16 protein-coding genes are annotated in these 23,171 nt (G+C 35.2%); 12 read left to right on the top strand and 4 right to left on the bottom strand.

Annotated features, from left to right (window positions below):
• Positions 1 to 81: 81 nt before the first annotated feature.
• The 3 genes from EV197_RS00480 (at position 82) to EV197_RS00490 (ending at position 7,139) form a co-directional block, all read left to right on the top strand.
• On the top strand, positions 82 to 2,493 hold the full coding sequence (locus EV197_RS00480) for an efflux RND transporter permease subunit (protein ID WP_130284772.1): 2,412 nt from the start codon (positions 82 to 84) through the stop codon (positions 2,491 to 2,493).
• A 584-nt stretch (positions 2,494 to 3,077) separates the two neighbouring features.
• Complete coding sequence (gene asnS, locus EV197_RS00485) at positions 3,078 to 4,520, top strand: asparagine--tRNA ligase (RefSeq protein WP_130284773.1); 1,443 nt, start codon at positions 3,078 to 3,080, stop codon at positions 4,518 to 4,520.
• 69 nt (positions 4,521 to 4,589) lie between these two features.
• Positions 4,590 to 7,139, top strand: coding sequence for a DUF3857 domain-containing protein (locus tag EV197_RS00490; protein WP_130284774.1), 2,550 nt, complete (start codon positions 4,590 to 4,592; stop codon positions 7,137 to 7,139).
• Here EV197_RS00490 and EV197_RS00495 read toward each other — a convergent pair.
• The 4 genes from EV197_RS00495 to EV197_RS00510 form a co-directional block, all read right to left on the bottom strand.
• Positions 7,136 to 7,639 (bottom strand): hypothetical protein, encoded by a 504-nt coding sequence (locus tag EV197_RS00495; protein ID WP_130284775.1) that lies wholly within the window; start codon positions 7,637 to 7,639, stop codon positions 7,136 to 7,138. The genes EV197_RS00490 and EV197_RS00495 overlap by 4 nt on opposite strands.
• Positions 7,640 to 7,700: 61 nt before the next feature.
• Positions 7,701 to 8,174, bottom strand: coding sequence for an ankyrin repeat domain-containing protein (locus EV197_RS00500; protein WP_130284776.1), 474 nt, complete (start codon positions 8,172 to 8,174; stop codon positions 7,701 to 7,703).
• Between the two features lie 90 nt (positions 8,175 to 8,264).
• Positions 8,265 to 10,520 (bottom strand): catalase/peroxidase HPI, encoded by a 2,256-nt coding sequence (gene katG / locus EV197_RS00505; protein ID WP_130284777.1) that lies wholly within the window; start codon positions 10,518 to 10,520, stop codon positions 8,265 to 8,267.
• 245 nt (positions 10,521 to 10,765) lie between these two features.
• Positions 10,766 to 11,527, bottom strand: coding sequence for a helix-turn-helix domain-containing protein (locus tag EV197_RS00510; RefSeq protein WP_130284778.1), 762 nt, complete (start codon positions 11,525 to 11,527; stop codon positions 10,766 to 10,768).
• A 304-nt stretch (positions 11,528 to 11,831) separates the two neighbouring features.
• On the opposite strand from EV197_RS00510, the gene EV197_RS00515 reads away from it, so the two are divergent.
• The 9 genes from EV197_RS00515 (at position 11,832) to EV197_RS00555 (ending at position 23,038) form a co-directional block, all read left to right on the top strand.
• Positions 11,832 to 12,227 (top strand): type III secretion system chaperone family protein, encoded by a 396-nt coding sequence (locus EV197_RS00515; RefSeq protein ID WP_130284779.1) that lies wholly within the window; start codon positions 11,832 to 11,834, stop codon positions 12,225 to 12,227.
• Between the two features lie 5 nt (positions 12,228 to 12,232).
• Complete coding sequence (locus tag EV197_RS00520) at positions 12,233 to 12,949, top strand: PspA/IM30 family protein (protein WP_130284780.1); 717 nt, start codon at positions 12,233 to 12,235, stop codon at positions 12,947 to 12,949.
• A gap of 46 nt (positions 12,950 to 12,995) precedes the next feature.
• Positions 12,996 to 13,394, top strand: a complete 399-nt coding sequence (locus EV197_RS00525) for a glycine-rich domain-containing protein (protein WP_130284781.1) — start codon at positions 12,996 to 12,998, stop codon at positions 13,392 to 13,394.
• Between the two features lie 9 nt (positions 13,395 to 13,403).
• Positions 13,404 to 14,447, top strand: a complete 1,044-nt coding sequence (locus tag EV197_RS00530; RefSeq protein WP_130284782.1) for a hypothetical protein — start codon at positions 13,404 to 13,406, stop codon at positions 14,445 to 14,447.
• A gap of 26 nt (positions 14,448 to 14,473) precedes the next feature.
• The gene (locus EV197_RS00535) at positions 14,474 to 15,178 is read left to right on the top strand and encodes an OB-fold-containig protein (protein ID WP_130284783.1); all 705 of its coding nucleotides are present in this window, start codon (positions 14,474 to 14,476) and stop codon (positions 15,176 to 15,178) included.
• 105 nt (positions 15,179 to 15,283) lie between these two features.
• Positions 15,284 to 17,263, top strand: coding sequence for a flotillin family protein (locus EV197_RS00540; RefSeq protein ID WP_242610669.1), 1,980 nt, complete (start codon positions 15,284 to 15,286; stop codon positions 17,261 to 17,263).
• Positions 17,264 to 17,391: 128 nt separating this feature from the next.
• On the top strand, positions 17,392 to 17,652 hold the full coding sequence (locus EV197_RS00545) for a hypothetical protein (protein WP_130284785.1): 261 nt from the start codon (positions 17,392 to 17,394) through the stop codon (positions 17,650 to 17,652).
• A 4-nt stretch (positions 17,653 to 17,656) separates the two neighbouring features.
• Positions 17,657 to 17,923 carry a hypothetical protein gene (locus EV197_RS00550; RefSeq protein ID WP_130284786.1) on the top strand — a complete coding sequence of 89 codons (267 nt, stop codon included), beginning with the start codon at positions 17,657 to 17,659 and terminating at the stop codon, positions 17,921 to 17,923.
• A gap of 159 nt (positions 17,924 to 18,082) precedes the next feature.
• Positions 18,083 to 23,038: a DNA repair ATPase gene (locus EV197_RS00555; RefSeq protein ID WP_130284787.1), complete on the top strand. Its 4,956-nt coding sequence runs from the start codon at positions 18,083 to 18,085 to the stop codon at positions 23,036 to 23,038.
• Positions 23,039 to 23,171 lie beyond the last annotated feature (133 nt).

The following is a 23,171-nucleotide window of genomic DNA, read 5'->3' on the forward strand; positions in this document are numbered from 1 at the left end:
AGATAAAACTCTGTATTCTTTCCTAAAAAACTACTTTATAAAATACCCTAAATCCTTACATTTGCAGTAGGAAAAAAAAGCATGGCAAGATTACTTACTCTAGGTTTTTGGAATACGTTAGCAAGTATAATTCTTCGAAATAGGTTAATAATTCTTATCGGGATCATAGGAATCACTGTATTTCTTGGCTTCCAGTGGAAAAATATGCGCTTATCTTTTTCGGAAGCAAATATGTTACCATACGACCATCCGGTGAATGTAGAGTACCAAAAATTTCTTGATAAATTTGGAGAAGAAGGAAATTTAATTGTACTGGCAGTTAAAGATAGTAGTTTATTTACACCCAAAAATTTCAAAGCCTGGAACGATCTCAATGCCTCCTTTAAACAGTACGAAGAAATCGATCTGGTAATTTCTATTGGAGACCTAAAAAAGCTTAAAAAAGAACAAAATCCTCAACGATTTGAACTCATACCCTTCCTAGAAGATACTGTTTTTTCTAAACAACAAATTGAAGGTTATAAAGACGAATTATTCAATAAGCTCCCCTTTTATGAAGGACTTGTATATAGTCCTAACTCCAAAACGATACAAAGTGCACTATATCTAAAAAAGGATATCGTAAATACCAGTAAACGTAAAAAATTCATCGAAAACACCTTGACCCCAAGAATACTAGAATTTGAAGATAAAACAGGTATGGATGTTAAGGTATCAGGAATGCCTTATATACGGACCTTAAATTCGCAGGGAATTATGGATGAAATTGAAATTTTCATCTTAGCTGCGTTACTGGTAACCTCTTTGATATTCTTTTTATTTTTTAGATCCTTTAGAGCAACCTTCATTTCAATGACTGCAGTGATTATTGGTGTAATGTGGGCATTTGGAATCTTAGGCTTGCTAGAATATGAAATTACCGTACTTACTGCCATTATACCTCCACTAGTAATTGTAATTGGTATTCCGAATTGTATCTTTTTGATTAATAAGTATCAGCAAGAAATTAAAAAACACGGTAACAAGGCGAAATCCCTACAACGCGTAATCACCAAAGTAGGTAATGCGACCTTAATGACTAACATTACTACAGCTTCTGGTTTTGCCACCTTTGCATTGACAGAAAGCAAACTCCTCAAAGAATTTGGTATCGTTGCCTCCATTAACATAGTCGCTTTATTTATTCTTTGTCTGTTGGTTATTACGATCATCTACAGCTACATGCCTCAACCCAAGGAACGACACCTAAAACATTTAGGAAAAAGTTGGGTGGAAAAACTGGTAGACTGGATGGAGCGTATGGTTAAAAATGAGCGTATTGCCATTTATTCCATATCTATTATCATATTAATTGTTAGTATTATCGGCATCTACACCATTAGGGTAAGTGGTAGTTTACTCGAAGATATGCCCAAATCCGCTGGGTTCTTTAAGGATATAGAGTTTTTTGAAGATGAGTTTGATGGTATAATGCCACTAGAAATTCTTATAGATACCAAACGAAAAAAAGGCGTACTTAAGCTATCAACGCTTAAAAGGATGAATGAATTGGAAGAAGTATTGGAAGAAATTCCTGAGCTTTCTAAACCAATTTCTATAGTAAATTTGGTGAAGTATGCTAAACAGACTTTCTACAACGGTAATCCTAAGTATTATCAACTACCTACTAGCCAAGAGCGAAATTTTATTTTGCCGTACGCCAAAAGTTTTGAAAATGAAGCTGGGGTAATGCAAAGCTATGTAGACTCTACGGGACAGTACGCAAGAATAACTGTATTTATGAAAGACATAGGTACGGAAAAAATGGAAAAAATTGAGGAAGCATTAGCACCAAAGCTTGAAAAATTATTTCCCAAAGAACGTTATGACGTTTCTTTTACTGGTAAGGCCCTGATTTTTCAAAAAGGAACCAATTATCTAGTATGGAATTTAACTTTCTCTCTAGGACTAGCCATTATATTAATAGCCATATTTATGGCCTGGATGTTTAGATCTGTTAAAATGATTATCATTTCCTTGATTCCTAATTTACTGCCGTTACTTATGACTGCTGGATTAATGGGATATCTAGAAGTTCCTATTAAACCCTCTACCATCTTAGTATTTAGTGTGGCCTTTGGTATTTCTGTGGATGATACGATACATTTTTTAGCGAAGTACCGGCAAGAATTAAAAGCAAATCACTGGCGCATTCGAAAATCAGTATTCGCTGCATTAAAAGAAACAGGGCTAAGTATGTTTTATACCTCAACTGTGCTATTCTTTGGGTTTTCAGTGTTTATGATTTCTAGCTTTGGAGGAACTAAAGCCTTAGGAGGATTGGTATCTACTACGCTACTTTTTGCTATGCTTTCAAATTTATTACTCTTACCTTCATTATTACTTTCGCTAGAAAGGAGTATTGCTAACAAAAAAACACTACGAGAGCCAGCGATTCAAATTGCGCCTAGTGATGATGAGTTACTCGAAGAAGACAGCAAAAAAAAACAGTAATGCATTAAATGAAAAAGCCCCGAAAAAACTTCCGGGACTTCTGTAAGATAGATTACCCCAAAACCTATCGAACTAAACTTAACGTAAACACAATCGTCATAATTGCATATGCAAGATAAGAAGGGTCCTTTGATTAAAAAATAGCTTCAAGGGGGGAAAAATACCCTAATTTAAAATGTATAAAAATTTTAACAATTCAATCAATCGTATAAAAATTTTTGTTTCATATAATTAATTGATTTACAATATTTTAATTTCAATTACATTGCTCAACAATACGGTTTTTGTTGCATTATGCTAGTAAATTTTAACAACTATAATTACCCAATTTTGCACTTTTTATGGTAAAAACATAGGATATGAATATATGTTGCCACATCAAAGTTGTGGTTTTTTTAATGCAATAAATCCAAAAAATGACAGGTAGAAACTACAATTTTGAAAACCTATATTAGGTGACAATAATATTTACAATTATCTTTGCCAACTAAATTTTATACTTCTTACGCAATTCATCGATAAGAGGTATAGTGCTAAAATGAATTTTTCTGATTTTTAAACCTTAAGTAAAAAGTCAAACACATATGAAACATAGTAAAGTAGTAGATGTTCTTAAAAGCGATAAACTATTACAACCCGTAACCGTAAAAGGATGGGTCAGATCATTTAGAAACGATAGATTCATAGCATTAAATGATGGCTCTACGATTCATAATATTCAATGTGTTTTAGAAGATAATGCAATCGACAACAAAGTACAAGAAAAAATAACGGTAGGTGCAGCTGTAGCCATTACCGGTACTTTGGTAGAAAGTCAGGGAAAAGGACAAAAAGTAGAGATACAGATTACTGAGCTAAAAGTGGTGGGAGAATCTAACCCCGAAGAGCTTAAGTTAACCATATTATCACCTAAGCGACATTCTTTAGAAAAATTAAGAGAGCAAGCACATCTAAGAGTAAGAACGAATACCTTTGGGGCTATTATGAGGGTTCGCTCTAAACTTTCTTTCGTAATCCACGAATATTTTCAAAAAAACAACTTTTACTATGTGCATACACCAGTGATCACCAAGAGCGACGCTGAAGGCGCAGGAGAAGCTTTTAAAGTAACTAATTTCGACCTTACTAATGTACCAAAAGATGAGACTGGAGCTGTTAACTTCAAAGAAGATTTTTTTGGAGCAGAAACTAACTTAACTGTATCTGGGCAATTAGAAGCCGAAACCTATGCCATGGGATTGGGTAGCGTATATACATTTGGACCCACATTTAGAGCTGAAAACTCGAATACCTCAAGACACCTTGCTGAATTTTGGATGGTAGAACCAGAGGTTGCTTTCTGTGATCTTGATGGCAATATGGATCTGGCCGAAGACTTTATCAAGTATGTGATTCAATATGCCTTAGATAATTGCGCAGATGATTTAGAGTTCCTAGAAAATCGATTGGTACAGGAGGATAAGCAAAAACCACAGGCAGAGCGTTCGGAGATGCTATTGAGAGACAAACTTAAATTTGTGCTCGAAAATAACTTCAAAAGAGTAAGCTACACGGAAGCGATTGAAATTCTGAAGAACTCCAAACCAAATAAGAAAAAGAAATTCAAATACATAATTGAAGAATGGGGAGCTGACTTGCAAAGTGAGCACGAGCGATTTTTAGTAGAAAAGCATTTTAAATCCCCGGTGATTTTATTCGATTATCCTGCTAAAATCAAAGCCTTCTACATGAGGTTAAACGAAGATGGAAACACAGTACGGGCTATGGATATTCTATTTCCTGGTATTGGTGAAATCGTAGGAGGTTCTCAGCGTGAAGAACGACTAGAAGTCCTCAAAGAAAAAATGGCTGCTTTGGATATCCCTGAAGAAGAACTTTGGTGGTACTTGGACACACGTCGCTTCGGTACCTGCACACATAGTGGATTTGGATTAGGTTTTGAAAGGCTAGTATTATTTGTTACGGGTATGAGCAATATACGTGATGTTATTCCATATCCAAGAACACCTTTAAATGCTGAGTTTTAGCAAGCTAAACTATAATAATTTCTTTTGAAAGAGCCCCAACTTTCTTTCAGAGGTATAAAAATCAATAAAATGAACAAATTTATACTTCTTTCATTTTTCGTACTATCCTGCTATTATATATCCGGACAGGAAAAAAATATTTCAATAGGACCCCAGCCCAATTGGATTGAATCTGTAGAGAATTCAAAATCTACAATTACGAATATTGATAATATAGGCAGTGGATGTTACTATCGATTACTTGACTTTCAATCAAATATTGAAAAACAAAGCTTCTTCTCTCATTATACTGTTGAGATTTTAAATCACGAAGGTATTCAACAGGTATCTGATATTAATATTGATTTTGACCCTTCTTTTCAAGATATAACCTTTCATAAGATTAATATCATAAGGAATGGTGAATCAATTAACAAACTATCAGAAAGCGATATCAAAACCGTTCAAAGAGAAACCAATATGGAAAGGTTTCTATATGACGGTACGGTAACAGCATTTATAAATCTAACCGATGTTAGAAAAGGAGATATTATTGATTATTCTTTTACAATTAAAGGCTTAAATCCTGTATACGAGAATAAATATCATACTAAAATTTATTTTCAATATGGAATACCTATTGATAAACTTTTTTCTAAACTCATCACATCCAACACAAGGAAACTTAACCTTAAGTATTTTAATGACGCTCCAAAAGCTGATATCCAAGAGCTTAACGATACAAGAATATACAAATGGGAACTACATAAGTTAGAAGCATTAATTTACGACACCAATACACCTTCTTGGTATGACCCCTCACCAAATGTATCCATATCAGAATTCGATAGTTGGAGCCAAGTCGCAAATCAATATTCCAAACACTATCGTATTAGTGATAATAACAGAAATAAGTTAGAAAAGAAGGTAAAAAAACTTTTCAAAAATGTACCAAAAGACTCACTTTTATCTAAGATAAGAACCTTTATTCAAGACGACATCAGATATCTGGGTTTTGAAGGAGGACTTAATTCTCATATACCCACGACACCTAATAATGTTCTTGATCAAAGATATGGCGATTGTAAAGCGAAATCCTTCTTACTAGCAGAGACTTTAAAGATATTTAATATTGAAGCTTATCCTATATTGGTACACTCCTACAACGGAAAAAACATCAAAGAAGAGCTTCCATCACCAAATGCATTTAACCACTGTATTGTTCACGTTGTAAAAGACAACTCAGAGTATTTTATTGATCCTACAATTAGTCATCAGGGCGGAAGTATAGAAAACTTACATACTCCTGACTATAAAATAGGCCTTTTGCTGAATCATGAGAAAAGAGACTTAATTTCAATTAAATACAAAACAAATAACAAAACTCGCATATTAGAAGAATATGATATAGATGAAATAGGAGGCTCAGCGTACCTTTTCATTACCACAAAATACTCTGGTGCGGGCGCTGATAATCAAAGAGAATTATTTGCTCAAAGAGACAAAAATAAAATTGCGAAAGATTACCTTAATTTTTATAGTGCACTGTATCCTAGTATAAAGGAATTTTCCAAAATCGAGTTTATTGATGATAGAATTCACAGAAATGAAGTAACCATTAAGGAAGCCTATTTCATCGACTCTTTATGGACAAAATCACCAGAAGATCCAAAGATATTATATAGCGAATTTTATCCTTTAAATCTAGAATCCTACACTAACCTTAGTAAGTCACCGCAAAGGACTATGCCATATTACGTTAGCTATCCTGTTGATCTTGAACATAAAATTGTAGTTAATTTACCAGAGGATTGGAATATCTCACCAGAACATTCTACCATTGAAGGAGAAAGTTTTAGGTATACTTACGATGTGGATTATTCCTATCGGAAAATTAACCTTACGCACTCTTATAAAACTTTTCAAAGTTATATACCATCAAACTTAGCGGCTAGTTTTATTGCTAAACATGAAAAAATTCAAAACGAACTATCATATCTACTTACTTATAACACCAATTATATTGGTGACAATACTGGTATAAGTTGGATATTACTATTGATTGGTATAATTTCTATAGGCCTTTTTACATTTTTTGGTATAAAAATTTATACTTCCTACAACAAAGAATCTCAAAACCCAAGAGAAGAAAGCTTAAAAATTGGAGGATGGCTTATATTAATTGCCATTGGTATTACGATTACTCCTATTCGATCAATAATTGCTATGTATACTGAATTTGATAACTTTTTTAGTGCCGCTACTTGGGCTTACATCAGTCAAGAGCATAGTAGTTTAACTGAGCTCTCTTATTCTTTGCTAATTATTCTCGAAATAATCTACAATGCTGCTTTCCTTGTATATTCAATTTTAATTGCCATTCTGTTTTACCAAAGAAGAACGATTTTACCACAGCTTATAATTATATATTACGTAGTTACTTTTGCATTTACAGTTTTAGATACCGTTGTAGCCTTTAGTCTTAATGATACACTTTATTCTGAAACAGATAAAATCGAAGCATATAAGGATATAGCTAGGTCTCTATTCGTTATGGTGATATGGGTACCATATTTCTTAGTATCAAAAAGGGTAAAATCAACGTTTACAGAAAATTATAGTGGTGTTAGGTTGTTCTAATTATAATGACTTTTTTTTAAAATTTCGGCAATTAGATTTTGAATGAGGTCTTTATCCTTTGCCTTTGTAATATTGGATCTCGCTTTTTCGATTTTTTCTAAGTGCGGTAATTGATTTTTATGGCTCAAGCTCGTATACACCTTCTCAAAATATTCGTTTAGAATTGGTACAAGGTAAATGCTATCCGCATTCTTTTGTTGTAAATAAAGAAACTTTTTAACATACCCTAAAAATAATTGAGGGTACTGGGAAAATGAGGATAAAGCTTCTTCAAAACATTTGAATACTTCATCTTCATTTGTATTACTCCTGAACCTTAATTTTGAACTATCTAAAGAATTTATGGTGTAAATTAATAAAGTGTCTTTAATAAATTTGCTGCAGTCCTTAAAGCTATAATAATACACTTCCATACCCATATTAGAGTTCACAACCAATACTTCAGTACCAATACTTTCTCTTAAAAAAGTTTCAAAATCATCTGCTTTTGATGCGGACATCAATAGCTGACGCTTTAAACGAACAGATCTAACGTTTACCGATTTTATATAAGTATAAGCTTCAGGTTCCACTTGATATTATTCTAAATTCATCTAAATCTATCCCTTGCTGTAAAGCATAGGTCTTTGCCGAATTTCCTTCATTATCCGCGATACTAGGATCAGCGCCTTGCTCCATCAAAATTTTTATCATTTCTGGTTGATTAAATCGAATTGCATAGATCAAAGCAGTTGCACCTGCCTTATTTTGATGATTTACATTCGCTCCTTTTGCAATTAATAAGGATGCTATTTCGGTATATCCTTTAAAACTTACCCCTAATAAAGCGGTATTGCCCATAGCATCCACGGCATCAACTGAAGGATTAAAAGATAATAGAAATTGTACAACCTCCAAGTGACCATAATAGGATGCCAGTAACAATGGAGTTGAGCCACGTTCATCTACAGTGTTCACTAATGATTCGTTAGCCGTTACTAATTGCTGTATGCTGTCTAATTTATTATGCCTTATGGCATCAAATAGTAAACTCATAAAATATACTGATTTAATTTTAGTAAAGCACAGGACTACTATGAAAGTAGTGACCTGTGCCTTGTATCTACATTTTTATTCACTATTTGATTACATATCAAATCGATCCAGATGCATAACTTTAGCCCAAGCTTTAGCAAAATCGTGCACAAATTTTTCTTCTCCGTCTTGGCAACCATAAACCTCAGCAATTGCTCTTAGTTCAGAGTTAGATCCGAAAATTAAATCTACACGTGTCCCTGTCCATTTTAGATTTCCAGTTTTGCGATCTCGGCCTTCAAAAATGTCTTCCTTATCTGAAACCGCCTTCCAGGTAGTATTCAAGTCCAAGAGATTTTTAAAAAAGTCATTACTAAGAGTGTTCTTTTTCGTGGTAAAGACACCGTGAGAAGAACCATCGGTATTGGCACCTAACATTCGCATACCTCCAACCAAGACTGTCATTTCCGGTGCGGTTAGGGCTAACAAATGTGCTTTATCTAATAACAGCTCCTCAGCAGATACTTGATAATCCTCTTTAATATAATTTCTAAACCCATCAGCTCTTGGTTCCAAGGGCTCAAAAGATTCAATATCTGTCAATTCCTGCGTAGTATCTACTCTACCTGCGGTAAAGGGCACTATTATATCATAACCTGCATTTTTTGCCGCCTTTTCTACAGCCACATTACCTGCCAATACAATAAGATCTGCCAGCGACACTTGTTTATTACCGGATTGGCTATCATTAAATTCTTTTTGGATTTTTTCTAAAATTCCTAATGTCTGCTGTAATTGTTTTGGGTTATTAACTTCCCAATCCTTTTGCGGAGCTAAACGAATTCGGGCACCATTAGCACCGCCTCGCTTATCCGAATTTCTAAAGGATGAAGCTGCTCCCCAAGCAATAGAAACTAATTCAGAAATGGTAGCTTCAGATTCAGCAATTTTAGCTTCTAAACTTGCAATATCCGAGGCATCGATAGGGTCATAATCTACTTTTGGTAAGGGATCTTGCCATATCAATTCCTCCTTGGGCACGTCAGCACCTAAGTAGCGTGCTATCGGACCCATATCTCTATGCGTTAACTTATACCACGCTCTAGCAAACGCATCCGCAAACTTATCCGGGTTTTCATAAAAGTCCCTAGAAATCTTCTCGTACGCAGGATCCATTTTTAGCGATAGATCTGTTGTTAACATAAAAGGAGCATGCTTTTTATTTGGATCATGTGCATCTGGAATTAAACCCTCTCCTGCTCCATTTTTAGGTCTCCACTGATGTGCACCAGCCGGACTTTTAGTTAATTCCCAATCATATTTGAATAAATTTTCAAAGTAATTATTACTCCACTTGGTGGGTGTAGTCGTCCAGGCACCCTCTAATCCGCTGGTAATAGTATATTGTGCATTCCCGGTACCAAAAGAGTTTTTCCATCCCATGCTTTGTTCTTCGATACCCGCTCCGGCAGGTTCTCGATCTATATATTCATCTGGATTTGCAGCACCGTGTGTTTTTCCAAAAGTATGTCCTCCTGCAATTAGTGCCACAGTTTCTTCGTCATTCATGGCCATCCTACCAAAGGTTTCGCGTATATCGTGTGCAGCGGCAATAGGATCTGGATTTCCATTAGGTCCTTCTGGGTTTACATATATCAGTCCCATTTGAACAGCGGCTAAGGGATTTTCTAATTCACGATCACCTTCATACCGCTTATCGCCAAGCCACTCCGTTTCGGGACCCCAATAAATATCCTCTTCTGGCTGCCAGATATCTTCTCTACCCCCTGCAAAACCAAAAGTCTTAAAACCCATAGACTCCAATGCAACATTACCAGCTAAGATCATTAAATCCGCCCATGAGATCTTCTTACCATATTTTTGTTTAATTGGCCAAAGCAATAACCGAGCTTTATCTAAATTGGCATTATCTGGCCAACTATTAAGCGGTGCAAATCGCTGAGTACCAGATCCAGCACCACCCCTACCATCCGCTATTCTATAGGTACCTGCACTGTGCCAGGCCATTCGAATAAAAAAGGGTCCATAATGACCATAGTCTGCAGGCCACCAGTCTTGAGAATCAGTCATCAGCTGAGTTAAATCCTTTTTGACAGCTTTTAGATCCAAAGACTTAAATTCTTTTGCGTAATCAAAATCCTTGTCCATCGGGTCTACTAAAGAAGAATTTTGTCGTAGAATGTTTAATTTTAATTGATTGGGCCACCAATCCCGATTATTGGCACCACCACCAGCTACGTTTTTTAAGGATCCATTTAAGAAAGGACACATAGCTTCACTTTGATTCACATTATAAATAGTACTATGACCTTGTGAAGTATTAGCTGAACCGTTAGAATTTTCCATAGTAAAAAGAGTTTGTTTATTTTAAATAACCCAAATATAAAATAAGAATAGACTATGTTGTCAATACACTTCATAGTTAATATCTATAACGATATTTCAACCTCTTATTTGCAGTTGTTAATTTTTGAGTTATTAATTTACAAATTCTATATGAATTACTATAAAAAGTTACTGTTTTTTCAATTTTTGCTCAATGCCTATAAAAATATGATAATGATAATTTAGACTCTCTAAATTTTTAAATACTATCCTAACTTCTTCTTCATCTTTAACAATTCCTGCTCAATCATTAATAATTTATCTTCCATGATATCTGTAAAATCAGGAATTCGCCTACAAAACACATAGCGAACTCTCCACAATTCCTTGATCGACTGTATTTCAAACTCTTCGTCGGCAATACTTTTGTGATCTGCTCGTAGCACTGCCATTTTATTATTAGTAACATATAAGCGTCGAAATAGCAATTGATCATTAACTAAGGCAAATACTAAGGTGCCATTGTTGAGTTTTTTAATAATGTCATTGGGTACATACTCACCTACAACAATATCTTTAGGATAAAAACCCTTATCGTGCGAAGTCATTTCGAGATTAGAAATTGTATATGCTCTAAACTTTTTATCAGGATTCAGTGGCAATTGAATGGTAGGTAATTCATTGATAAAAGTCTCTTTATTATAATTAGAAATGTAATCCTGTAATGTTACTTCCGTAATACAAGGTATGTAAGGAAAACGTTCTCTCTTTATTTCATCTACGTTGGTAGTAAGATCCCCTTTAAACTTCAATAATTGATTTACGGTTAATTCACTAGTAAGTAGATCATCTATTTTAATGCTAAAATAATTAGCTATTTTAATTATGGTTTCAATTTTCGGCTCACTCCTTCCTTCCTCATAGGCCCCTAGAGTTCCGCGTTTCAAGTCAAAAAGTTCAGCAAATGCCTGTTGACTTAAACTCTTTATACTTCTTATTTTTTTAATATTCTTTCCAAAAAATGACATATTTTGCTAATTTAATTTGCAATAATCTAAAATTATTGTATATTTGCTCTAACAATATTAGCTAATATCTTTTAAAGCTGCTAATTTTAATAGAAAAAAATTAATATTTCACACAATTCTAATTTTTACTAAAAATTTTAGCACAATGTTTAACTTTTAAAAACTAAACTCATGATAATCGCCATTTACTATATCGCTAATTTAACTGTTGAGATCGTAGAAAAATTAGTAGAGTTTTTGTAATATTGACTTCTCTCCAAAACCGCTAGAAATCAATTTATAAAACCAATCAAAACAACCAAAGATGCAGGATCATTTCAAACAGGTTAAAACATACCTTTTGGAACTTAATTACAACATCACCCACGAAAATAAAAACGAGGGAATCTTAGTAATAAGTAAGGAAAGTGAAGGTATAAACAATATGATATTAGGAGTAGCGCCTCCCATCTTAATTATGGAACAACACATTTTCAATATTAAAAGCAATACTGAATTTGTATACAAAAGCTTACTTCAAAAAAATAGAGATATCGTTCACGGAGCTTTTGTACTGGATGAATCAGGAACTAAAGTAATTTTTAGAGATACACTACAAGTAGAAAATCTGGATCTCAACGAAATAGAAGGCTCATTAAATTCATTAGGACTATTACTTAGCGAATATTCTGAGCAAATCATAAACTTTTCAAAACACTAAACACTATGAACTTTTTTAGAAGACTATTTAAGATAGGTGAAGCAGAAGCACACTCTGCGATTGACAAAATTGAAGATCCTATCAAAATGACGGAACAAGGAATACGAGATATGAAACAAGATCTTGATAAAAGCTTAGAGGCATTGGCTCAGGTAAAAGCCCTGGCAATTAGAGCCCGTAACGATAAAGAAGAATACGAAGCTAAAGCACAAGACTATGAGCAAAAGGCAATGTTAATTCTTAAAAAAGCCCAATCTGGCAATATGGATACTGCAGAAGCGGATCGTTTAGCCAAAGAAGCTTTGATTAAAAAAGAGGAAGCCCAACAGCACGTTACTCGTACGGTTGAAGAGTCTGAAAAATTTGACAAGTCAGTAGCTCAATTAGAAAAGAATGTACAAGAAATAAAGCAAAATATTTCTAAATGGGAAAACGAACTCAAAACTTTAAAAGCGAGAGTAAAAGTTTCTAACGCAACTAAAAATCTAAACAAGCAAATGGCAGAAATTGATAGCTCCAGTACCGTTTCTATGTTAGAACGCATGAAGGACAAAGTCAATCAAGAGGAAGCGCTTGCCGAAGCTTATGGTGACATTGCTAACGCCTCTAAATCTATTGATGAAGAATTGGACAAAGCAATTGATGTTACCGAAGCAAGTGCAGATGATGATTTGGCTAAACTTAAAGCGAAATTAGGAATGGACAACAAAGATAATAACTAGGTTTCCTGATTTTTCAGGAAACCTTATCAAAGGCCTAACCCTTATAATGGATAAGACAGCGCTTATAGTAGACTCCATACCTCTATTTAAAGAAAAGCTAGATCCTATTTGTAGCAAATATCAAGTTGGTCATCAAGAGCTGATTAAAGAACTAGTTCGCTTTCTAGACTTAATTCATATTTCAAAGTCTAAACTTAGCCCATCCCTAATTGTGGATTTAGCTTGGCACGAACTAATCCTTTTTACACGATTTTATACCAAGTTTTGTACCGAACACTACGGCCGATATATACATCACACCCCTAGTAAGAACACAAAACCAGGAATTTTTAACAAAACAATTCAATTTTATATCCAGCAATTTGGGCAACCAAACCCTTTAATTTGGGGAAAACAAGCTAAAGAAGAATGGGAGCTTTCCAATTGTGGATCATGCCTAAACTAGCCAATCAATATGTATTTTGAAGGAATTATAACAATTGATCCTGCTGAATTAACCAAAATAGTACCCGTAAAACCTACTAAAGCCTTCAGAAAGTTTTTACATAGTATGACCTTTGGAGCCGTTAGTGACAAACAAGAACGGGAAACATTTACAGCTGTTTCAATTTTACAACAAATCAACGCAAGCTTCAAACAACTGGGAGTTAATAATATTATTAAAATTTCTCATGATGACATTGACTTCTACCACGATAAAGAAGGTAAAAAAAATGACCTCAAGCTAGCGCTTGATAAATATGAGATCGAAGTAAATGATGCGATGTCTGTTCACTTTTCACAATTACACCTTGTATTAGAACACCAGGATGAAAGCTTTAAGTACCTGATTGATGTTTCCATTAATAGAGAACATAAAGTGGGTATTTATCCCATAGAGATTCATGTATCCGGATTTCTAAAGGATTTTTCAACAGAAAATCCAAAGGAACAAATAGAAGCAATAATAGCTGATCAAGAAACATTTCTCAGCTATAAAAACTTAAAAAAAGAACTATTCAGAAGCTATCTCTATAAAATCAAATACGAGCTCCAAAAACAAATTAAGATAGATGACATCGAAGTGTTTTTGAAAACGAAACAAATTATCACTTCTAAAAAAGTCGTGGATAAAAAAGAATACAAGTCTCAGTATAGTGGAGGTGGTGCTTATGGAAGGTATTATGGATTTGATGATTATGTATTTTATACACTCATATGGTCTGATATAATGCACGAGCACCATTGCACTATTCAGGAAACACATTTTGAGAATGAGCTAAATGAGCCTTTAGGATATGCAGATCAAATCTCATCTGATGATGGTATTTTTAAAACTGATGCAAATCAAGAAACCATAAAAAACACACTTGCTGAAGACCCTTTGAGCGTAAATGAACCTGCACAAGAAGAATCTTCAAGCTGGTTTGATTTTGGAGATTGGGGATCTGATGACAGCTGGTCAAGCTGCTCTTCTTGTTCCTCTTGCTCTAGCTGCTCATCCTGCGGAGGAGATTAAAATAGTAAAACTAAAAAACTAAAACCTTGGAAGAACTTATAGACATAGCGTTTTCACCGGTAAATGCATTTTTTTCAATCGTATGCTTGTTTCTACTGCTATATTGGGTTTTAACCATCTTTACTGGTTTTGATCTAGATTTTTTCGATGTTGACTTTGATGCTTCAGCGGATTTTGATTTAGACGTAGACGTAGATGGTGATATCGATAATTATAATCCGGACGTTGACTTACCTAGAAAAGATATTCAAACAGAAGGCGCAACTGAAGGTGTTGGAGTTCAAATACTAAGGTATTTTAATTTTGACGAATTACCACTGATGTTTATGATCACCATTATATTCTTCTCTATGTGGTTTATTTCGGTAAATATTACACATTATCTTGGTTTGGCTGAAAACTGGATTGGTTTTGTGCTCTTGATTCCTAACCTTATAGTAAGTCTTTTTATTGCCAAAATTGTGACCAAGCCATTAGCACGAATATATCGACATATAAATCATAAAGGGGAAGAAGAAATTGACTTTTTAGGAAGAAGATGTCTTGTAAAATCACCTGTATCTGGTTCCAAAATTGGACAAGTCGAAGTTACTGTAAAGGGAGATCCTATTTTAGTGTACGCTAAAGGATTCAAAGGTGCAGAAATCCAATCTGGTGAGGAAGCCATAATTGTCAATGAATCAAAGGATAAAAAATATTACCTAATAGAAAAGTTTAATACCATTTCATAACATAATAACTAAATACATCATAATACAATGCTAGAAAAATCATCAATAATACTCATAGCTGCTATAGTAATTGTAGGCTTTGGGTTACTAGTCTGGATAATTTCAATGTATAAGAAAATTATTCAGGGTAAAGTTTTAGTAAGAACAGGTATGGGAGGAACAAAAGTTTTTTTCAATGCCGGATTAGTGGTCCCTGTACTTCACAAAATGGAAATAATGGATATTTCTGTAAAGAAGTTAGAAATAGAGAGAACAGGAATTAATGGTTTGATTTGTAAAGACAATATTCGTGCTGATATTAAAGTTGCCTTCTTTGTAAGGGTAAATAAATCTACGGCCGATATTATCAATGTTGCACAAACCATAGGATGCGAAAGAGCCTCTGAAATTGATGTCTTAAGAAATTTATTTGATGCCAAATTTTCTGAAGCGCTTAAAACAGTAGGTAAAAAATTCGAATTCGTAGAATTATACGAAGCTCGGAGGGAATTTAGAGAAGAAATTATCGACATCATAGGTACAGATTTAAATGGTTATGTTCTAGATGATTGCGCCATTGATGATCTAGAGCAAACTTCACTAAGTGTATTGAAACCAGATAACATTCTGGATTCCGAAGGTATCAAAAAAATTACCGAGTTAACTGCGGCTCAGAACGTAAAGTCTAACTTTATAAAAAGGGATGAAGAAAAGACCATCCGTAAACAAGATGTTGAAGCTAGAGAAGCCATATTAGAACTGGATAAGCAATTAGCGGAAAAAGAAGAACAACAAAAACGTGAGATTGCAAACATCAAATCACGTGAGGAGGCTGAAACGCTTAAAGTATCTGAAGAGGAACGTCTTAAATCCGAAACCGCACGTATTGCTACAGAAGAAAAAGTAAAGGTTGCTGAAGAAAATATGCAACGCCAGATTATTGTCGCCTTAAAGAATAAACAAAGAACCGAAGCCGTAGAGACCGAAAGAGTAGAAAAAGACAGAATGCTAGAGGCTACGGAGCGCGAAAGAATTGTAACCCTGGCACAGATCGAAAAGGAGAAAGTCGTTGAAGTAGAGAAGAAAAACATTCAAGATGTAATCCGCGATCGTGTGATGCTAGAGAAAGGTGTGGTTCAGGAGCAAGAAAATATGAAAGACATCGAAGCTTTTAAAACAGCGGATCGTGAAAAGCAGGTTAAGATTACCATTGCAGAAGCTGATGCTCAAGAAGCTTTAATCAAAACCACGAAAGCTGCTGAAGCACAGAAAGAAGCCGCGAAGCAGAAAGCAGAAGAAATTAATATTGAAGCGCAGGCACGTAAAGAAGCCAGTGAAAAAGAGGCCGAAGCCCGCAAAACGCTGGCAGAAGCACAAGCGAAAGAAGAGGCAACACTGGGTATGTCCGAGGCACAAGTGATGCACGCTAAAGCAGACGCCAGAGAACGCGAGGGACTAGTGGAAGCTAACGTTATCGAGAAAAAAGCCAAAGCCGAAGCTGCAGGTATTGAAGCAAAAGCAGAAGCAAAACGTCAGGATGGTATGGCAGAAGCACAAGTGATCAAAGAAAAGGCCCTTGCGGATGCTGCTGGTATCGAAGAAAAGGCTGAAGCGATGAAGAAACTTGATGGTGTTGGTAAAGAACACGAAGAGTTCAAGTTAAAGCTTGATAAGGAATTACAAGTTGATCTTGCACATATCAATGTCCAAAAAGAAATCGCTGATGCACAGGCTGCCGTAATTGGTGAAGCACTTAAAGCGGCTAATATTGATATTGTTGGTGGTGAAACTATGTTCTTCGAACAGATTATGGGGCAAATTACAAGAGCTAAAGGCTTCGATAGATTGGTACAACATTCAGAGAATATTCAGGATGTAAAGGATGCTATCCTAGGTAGTGAAGACGTACAAGGCAACCTATTACAAAAAGTAAAAGAGTTTGCTACAAAGTACGGCATATCATCAGAAGATATTAAAAATCTAACCATCGCTAATCTTTTAGTTGAGCTTAAGCAAAAAACAAGCGACCCGGAGGAGAATAACTTGTTTACCAATCTCTTCAATCTGGCGAAAGGATTAGGATTATCTGATAAAAAGTTGAAATAACGCAACGTCTGATATGCCGTTTTGATATAAATCATATGAATATCACAACAACATTTTTAAACCCATAAGAGTCTTCCCATCCGGGGAGACTCAGGATGGGAATTGTTTAACTTTAAATAGGTTTAATTATGAGTATTGCAGCAATGATTGCTTCAATCAAGTTTAATGATAGAAGAAACAAAAGGGAAGCTTTCAGCCATATAAGTGGAAGCTTAGACAATGAAAGTCCGGGAATAAAAGTTGAACCGGTTACTGATGAAGTTTTACAAGAAATAAGAGAAAAATTAAAAAAGCAAAACCGAATTTTAAGCATTAAAATGACAATAGCGATTGCTATAAGTCTTGCTTTAACCATTGCTTTACTCTTTTATTTTACTTCTAAATTTTAATGCGATGAGCGCAGGAGGAGGATCGGGACATAATTTGAGCAATCTTTTACGAAACAGTAGAAGGCAAAAAAGAGAAGCCTATGATGGATGGAGAGCGAGTGATAAAGAGAGTCAGGGCATTAAAAAAGAACCTGTTTCTGATGAGCTATTACAAGAAATACGACATAAACTAAGAAAGCAGCGAAGTACTCTATTTTTAAAAAGACTTGTTGCTTGCATTATTATTTTTTGTGCTTTTATAACATTTATAGGGTATATAAGTATGAGTTAAAAAATTCTTTTAAGCGCTCTAAAATTGTAAAAATAGACAAGAAATTGATAATAGTTGGTTGTCACACTGAGCTTGTCGAAGTGTAATAACTCAATAAAAAGTAAAGTTTTTGTTTGTGCTTCAACAAGCGCAACCAAACAACAAAATAGCATTAATAGTATGCAAGAAGATAAAACGACCCAACATACACAACAACTAGACGGTGGTACCTACGAGATCATTCAAAACCGTTTGGATAAACAAAAAAATGAACTTTTAGAGCGGCTTGCGCAGCTCAATGCAGCTCGTCAAGAAGTTTTTGGTAGTGTAGAAACCAAACTAATCGCTAATAATCGTATCAACACCGAGAATAATTGTATTGCGCGCGATATTGTAACGATTGGTCAGTATTGTATTTTTGGGTATAATGTTCATTTTGGTTTACGCACTGAGATTACACTTGCAGATGTATTTAGTATTTACACCTACAAAGAAGATCATTTTTCTACCGAGCCTTTAGAATTAATTCAGGATAACGTATTTATAAATGATTTTACCAATCTCTATAAGTACTACCGAAATACCATTTTTTCTAAATTTGCGATTGTGGGTAACTACCTGCATATGGTTTTTCAGCTTAGCGATAGTGTTTCTGACATTAAAACCTTTAAGTGGTTAATTAATGAGGGAAAACTGACCTATGTAGATAACAGAAGTGAACACGAGTTTAAATTTCCTAAACAACACGAGTTTAACTGGACAGAAGTTGGCAGAGACATGCATCGATATGGAACGCACCCTCATATATCCATTAAAGACAAGGTATTTGTAGAGACTGTTGGTGGAGATCTCACTATTAAAATTGAAGACAATACTGAAGATGGTAAGGGAATATATAACGAGGCCGTAGAACACGTCGATCAAACCCTAGATGATGGTCAGTATCGTTTTGCTGACCTGGGTAACCTTATCGCTTTAGAGATTAAACCCTTTCAAGAAAAACCACAATATTTTATCTATAATCACAAGATACAAGAGGTAAAAAAGATTCCTGCGATCAAAGATGCCTGTGTATTATTACCCGACGAACAGGGAGTCATTTATCCTAATGGATACTATTTACAGTCTGGAGAATTCAAGTTATTTGAAAATAGTGTTACTAATGTAAAATTTCAGGATAAAATAAGTTCACCCAACGGCGAAGATTTTCTTTACGTCTTTTATCAAAATGAAAAAGGGCTGTATGTGTTGATGTCTTATAATGTAATTGAACAAGAGGTAAAAACGCCCATTATCTGCAATGGATTTACCATTTTAGAGCAGGGTGAGCTATGTTATTTTAAAACTGAAGACGAGCAAACCAAACACCATGTCATTCAGATATGGCAAACGCCTTTTATGAAAGGAAATGTAATGCCCTCTGAGCATACGGACACTTTACTATACAAAATAGGCAATAAAGATATTGTAAAAGCCATGGCAGAATGCCAGGCTTTAATTACCCTGCTTAACAAAGAGGACAGTTACGATGGGCTGTATGATGATATTGCCAAATCCTCTAATGATATTATTGATAGTTACTATTGGATTAGAGAAGAAGCCACCTTTCGCCTGAATGTACCTTTATCCGAAATCAATAATGCAGCTAATGCAGCCATAGACGAGTTCGAAAAGGTTGTGCAATTACGGCGAACTGCGACTGCAATAACCAAAGAAACTCAAGATAAGGCCGATGCAATCTTTGGGAAAATTAAAAGTAGTTCGTTTCGCTCTATCGATGATTTTGTAAACGTACTTGCTCAATTAAGAACATTGAGAGGCGAAGTCATAGCGCTAAACGATATCCGATATGTAGAAAAGATATTTATTGAAAAGCTAGAAAATGAAATAGCAGAACAAACTGAAAAAATTTCACAACGCTGTGTACAATTTCTACTAGATGACAAAGCCCTTCTGCCCTATCACGATCGAATCAAAGAAAAAGAAGACGCTTTAGCGAAAATCAATAAGGTTATAGACGCCAAGAAATTAGAAGCGGAGGTAAACCAAATTGCTACTGATCTGGAAATGTTGATCGATATCGTTTCTAATCTTCAAATTGAAGACACCTCTCATTCCACCAAGATTATTGATAATATATCGCTAATTTTTGCTACCATCAATCAGCTTAAGGCGGGGATTAAAAACAAAATAAAATCACTTGGTAGTAAAGAAGCCACTGCCGAATTCGCTGCCCAGCTCAAATTGGTAGACCAAAGTATTATCAACTACTTAGATATTGCCAATACTCCTGAAAAAACAGATGAGTTATTAAATAAAGTTTCCGTTCAGCTCGAAGATTTGGAAGGACGCTTTGCAGATTTTGAAGAGTTTATTACTCAGATCATCGAAAAGCGCGAAGAAGTATACAATGCCTTCGAAGCACGAAAAAATAGCCTGATTGAGGAGCGCAATAAAAAAGCGGTTGCCCTAGAGAATGCTGCCAAGCGAATTGTAAAAGGAGTAGCAAAAAAAGCAATGGGACTAGATTCTGTCGTTGAAATTAATGGTTATTTTGCTTCAGATTTAATGATCAATAAACTTCGGGATATCATCAACCAACTGCAAAATCTTGATGATGCCGGTAAAGCTGAAGCGATTGAGACCGCTTTGAAAGTTGCTAAAGAAGATGCTACCCGTAAGCTTAAAGACAAACAAGACCTCTATGAAGATGGAGAAAACATCATCAAGCTAGGCAATCACAAATTTGGAGTTAACAAACAACCTCTTGATTTAACTATTGTTTATAAAGATGAAGGCTTAGCGTATCATCTTACAGGAACAGATTTTTATCAGCAAATCGAAAATGAAATTCTGTTACAATCTAAAAAGTATTGGAACCAGGAACTCGTTTCTGAAAATCAAGACGTGTATCGTTCTGCCTATCTGGCCTATAAGATATTTCTGCTTCATCTCACGGATGCTGTCAAAGCGCAATCAAATAAAAAGAACACTAAAGAATTCGACAGGCTCAGTCTGACAAGTATGAACGATGAGGAGCTTTTGGAATTAGTAAGATCCGAAAGCAGTAAAAACTATGCAGAAGGATATATCAAAGGGGTTCACGATATAGACGCTGCAAAAATCCTCAAGGTACTGGTTACTAAACATAACGATCTCGGCCTGTTGCAATATGATCCAAACATCAGAGCCTTTGCACAGTATTATTGGTTCAGTCTTTCAGCAGAAAAACAAGAATACTGGAACACCAAAATCAAAGAATCAGGTGATGTTTTAGCCATGTTTCCAAAGAGTAAGGCCTATTTGTCATTGCTTTCTGGTTTAACAAAAAGCATCCATCAATCCGTATCAGAGGTGCTAAACGAAGTGGATGATTTCAATGTCGAAAATGGAGATGCCATAGCGTATTATTTATTTAAGGAATTACAATCTGATGCTACCTTCAGTCATAGCCAAACCGCTCATGAAATTTATGAAGCTTTACTTTCGGCATTAAAAAAGAAAAATATACTTGCTAAACTTAAAACCTCTTTAGGTTTAGATCAAAAGAAACGAACCAATGGAGCCGTAAACTGGAATGATAAAATAAATCTTGCTAAACAGTGGGTTAGCTCTTTTATTAACTCTAATTATGCTAGTTACGAAACCTATATCAACGAGGTAGTTTGCCTTTTACTGTTCAGCGACACCTCTGCCATAGATATCATTCACGTAAATCCTTCAGAAACCATTACAGGATTAAAAGGAAGCCATTACACCATCGAAGAAGGAACGTTTCAGTTTAATTATCATAATTTTGTAACTACGGTTTCCGAATTTACTAAAAAAGAAGTGCCTGCTTATGAAGCGTATAGAGAAGCGAAGCACCAGGTTACTGAAGAATTAAAAGAACAACTAAAGCTCGAAGAGTTTAAACCCAAAGTACTTTCCTCTTTTGTGAGAAACAAATTAATTGATCAGGTATATTTACCCTTGATTGGTGATAATATGGCTAAACAATTAGGTAGTGTAGGTGATAATAAACGTACTGATCGTATGGGTATGTTATTGCTAATTTCACCTCCAGGGTATGGTAAAACGACCTTGATGGAATATATGGCCAATCGCTTAGGGTTAGTGTTTATGAAGATCAATGGCCCTGCCATTGGGCACCAGGTAACTTCGGTAGATCCTATGGCAGCAAACAATGCCGCATCCAGAGAAGAGCTTAAAAAGCTGAATCTTGCTTTAGAAATGGGTAACAATGTAATGCTCTACCTGGATGACATCCAACATTGTAATCCAGAGTTTTTACAAAAGTTCATTTCACTAGCTGATGGTACCAGAAAAATAGAAGGAGTATACAATGGTAAACCAAAAACTTATGACCTGCGCAGTAAGCGATTCTGTGTGATTATGGCGGGTAACCCCTATACCGAAAGCGGTGATAAATTTCAGATCCCTGATATGTTAGCTAACCGGGCAGATATCTATAACCTTGGAGATATCATTGGGGATACCGCAGATTTATTTAAGCTCAGCCTTATTGAAAATGCGATGACTTCTAATCCTGTTTTACATCAATTAAGTAGTAAATATTTTGAAGATGTATATAAACTCATCAAAATTGCAGAATCTGGCACGCAGGATGGTATCGAACTAAAAGGAAATCATACCAAGCAAGAAATTCAGGATTATGTAGCTGTATTAGAAAAGGTATTGACCATAAGAAACACCGTACTAAAGGTTAACGAAACCTATATACAATCTGCGGCAATGGAAGACGCCTATCGTGTAGAACCTTCATTTAAATTACAAGGATCGTATAGAGATATGAGTAAGTTGGTAGCAAAGGTAGTGCCTATTATGAACGAAAAAGAATTACAAACACTACTCCTATCCCATTATGAAAACGAATCGCAAACGCTTACCAGTTCCGCAGAGGCGAATTTGTTAAAGTACAAAGAACTTGCAGGCACCATTTCTGCCGAAGAAAAAGAACGATGGGCCGCTATTAAAGAAACCTTTGTGAAAAATAATAAGCTAAAAGGCTTTGGGGACAAAAACGAAATGGCACAGGTACTCGCACAAATGATGCAATTTAGCGAACATCTTGCTGGTATTCAATCGGTGTTGAAGAAGGGGTTGGAGAAATGATAGTCTTACATTTTTAGTGTTTGTAAACATAAATAATAAAAAATAATAGACCCTAACGTACCTTGGGATAATAAATCAGGCAATTCAATCGGCACTTGTCATTCTCGGAAAGGCAGGAATTGAAATAACGAAT

Source organism: Aquimarina brevivitae (assembly GCF_004216895.1).
Taxonomy (GTDB): Bacteria; Bacteroidota; Bacteroidia; order Flavobacteriales; family Flavobacteriaceae; genus Aquimarina; species Aquimarina brevivitae.